Origin of the sequence: Piscinibacter sp., from assembly GCF_050175855.1 — a bacterium.
Classification (GTDB): Bacteria; Pseudomonadota; Gammaproteobacteria; order Burkholderiales; family Burkholderiaceae_C; genus Piscinibacter.
The window spans coordinates 1-2,563 of the sequence record NZ_JBFXIO010000564.1 but is presented as its reverse complement, the minus strand read 5'-3'; the positions used below and the strand labels follow the sequence as shown (position 1 = coordinate 2,563).

Genomic DNA, 2,563 nt, shown 5'->3' with positions numbered 1-2,563 from the left:
GGCGCTGCTGCACGCCGACCTGTCCCAGCACATCGCCGCCGGCGACGTAGAAGGCTCCGATGCCGCGCTGTCGGACCTGCTGGACTGCGTCGAGCGCTACGCCCGTGCGACGCTGCTGCCCCAGGAAGGGGTCTCCTTGATTTCGGTGCAAAAAGTGACGGTTCGTGCCTGCCCGCAGAGCGAGCATTGACGCGGGGTACGGTTTCCAGCCGCCGCCAAGTGCTTGTCAGGCAACGAGTTTCTGTTGGTCCTCCGATCAGCCGATGAGGCCCTGTTCGCGTGGTCGGTTTCAGCCGGCGGCGCTTGTTTTCGTTGCCGCCTGTGACGGCAAGATCTGCTGGGCGTACCGCTCCAGTGGGAAGCGGAAGACGCCACGCAGGTTGATGCCCTCCAGCCGCGTCGGTGCGATGCGCCCGATGAGCTCTGGTGGCACGATTTGGCGACGGTTGGCCCAGCGATCCAGCACGGCCTGCATCTGGTGGGTGTTCCACCCCATCACGATATTGGCCAGCAAGCTCAGCGCGTCGGCCACCGCCTGCATCTCGTCGGCGCGCCGAGCCTGCGCGGGCCCGACACGCCCGGTGTAGATGGCGCGCTTGAGCGCGTTGACCACCTCGCCTCGGTTGAGCACGCGGCGCAGCTCCCTGCGGAAGCCGGCGTTGACGAAGTAGTCAGCCAGGAACGCCGTGCGCAGCGGCTTGCCAAGTTGCACACCGGCGCCATAGATCGGGTCACCTCTTGCGGCAGAGCCGAACCGGGCCAGCGCCGTCACCGCGCTGGCATGCCCGCTCGACACGGAGGCGGCCAGGTGCACTAGGGTGTCCCACTGGGCCTCGATCAGCGCCGTGTCGATGCCGGCCTCGCACACGGCTGCGAGTTCCTCGGGCACCGTCATACCGCGCGGCAGGAACAGGCGCCGCTGCTTGAGCTCCCGGAGCCTGGGGCACAGGTCGAAGCCCAGCAGCCGAGCCAAGGCCATCGCGAAGTCGGTATGCCCGTGCGTGTCCACCGCCAGTTGCGTCGTCTCGACCCGCTCTTGCCGCACAACGCCCTCGATGGCCGCGCCGGCCTGGCGCTCGTTGAGCACGATAGGCTGGGCGTGGAAGATCCCCCAGCGATCCTTGACGTGGCTGTAGATGCCGATGGAGGCGGTCTGCCGCCTGGGATCCTGCCGGGCCTGCCAGACCCGGCGGCTGGTCTCCAGGCTCATCGTGTCCGAGGAGGCCAGGTCGGCTCGGCCCCAAGTGGCGGCGATGGCGTGGCCCTGCATGAACTCCAGCACCGCCTGGCAGGCCAAGGCCAGACGCCGCTCGTCGCCGGCCCAGCGCATTGCCTGGCGGATGATGGCGGCCGACAGCGGCGGGATCATGCGCGCGCACTCGGCTGCCGTCAGGCTGGTGCCGTGGGCCAGGATGCCGGAGTAGGCCATCAGCAGTTCCTGGCCCGATCTCGGCTCGCGGCCAAGCATGATCCAGCTGAAGCGCACCTGGGCGTCCACGGCCAGGATGACCTCGGGCAGCTGCACCTCACCGATGCGTTGGTCGAGCCGGCTGCGCAGCTTGGTGACCTCAGGGTCTTCGTCATCGACCGCCAGCGGCGCCAGGTGCAGTTCGTCGTCCACGCGCAGCGTGCCGGCACGCACCGCTGCAGCCACCGCATCGACGCCGGTGCACACCCGCTCCAGCAGGGGCGCGAGGAAGTTCGCGGCCTTGGCCGGCATCTGCAGCCGTGCGTAGTGGCGCCGGGCCTCGGTCTGCCAACGTTCATCCGGGATGAACAGCCGCTCGCGGCCTCGGAAGCTCAGCGAGTGCTTGATCCAGATCGAGCCGTTGCGCAATCCCCGGCGCAGCGCGAACAGAGTGGCCACCTCCAGCGCGCGGAACGCCCGATCACGGTCGGGATCGGCAATGTCCTGCCGCCACGCCGCGCCCAGACGCGCCGCCGTGACATCGATCGGCAAGGTCTTGTCGCCGGCCGCGTACTGCACCCGCAGGGTGTCCAGGGCCTGCAGCGCCGGATGCTCGCCCGTGGCCTTCCATATCAGGCTGCTGACGGCCACCAGCAGCGAGCGCACCGGTGCGATGCCGGCGATCAACTGCCGGCGGATGCCCGAGGCCCGGCTCAGTGAGCGCTGGGCACGCTTGGCCGCGATGAGCTCGAGCAGCCGCGTGCGCAGTTCGGCTGCACGGTCTTCGTCCTGGGCCAGCTCAGCCAACTCTTGCAGCAGCTGGTACTGCCGCGACCAGTCGATGGCCCCCACTGCATCCTCGGCGCATTGGCGCCAGAGATCGGTCGCGCGGCGCTGGAACATGAGGATTAACTGGTCGGTGGCCGTGAGCAAGCAGTAGCGCAGGAAGCAGGCGATCTCGACGGTCCTTGCCGGCTCCTTGATGCGCTCGCTGATCGACGGTGGCCGTGTGGCCATGCGCCGGGCGTAGCGGCGCACGAGCGCATCGTTGAGCTCGCCAAGGTGCCGGTCCAGGCCCAGGCCGTTGAGGACGGTGATGCGCTCGAGCACCTCGGCGATCTGGCGCGTGGAGTGCTTGGCCGGCGCGCTCCACAA

Annotated in this window: 1 protein-coding gene and 1 pseudogene; one reads left to right on the top strand and one right to left on the bottom strand. The window is 68.9% G+C overall.

Annotation, left to right across the window (positions count from 1 at the left end):
* Nucleotides 1-190: pseudogene (locus tag AB7U92_RS25750) on the top strand (hypothetical protein); the annotation flags it as partial.
* A 99-nt stretch (nucleotides 191-289) separates the two neighbouring features.
* On the opposite strand, the gene AB7U92_RS25745 reads toward AB7U92_RS25750, so the two are convergent.
* Nucleotides 290-2,563: Tn3 family transposase (locus AB7U92_RS25745; protein ID WP_428583491.1), on the bottom strand; the 2,274-nt coding region annotated here is incomplete at its 5' end.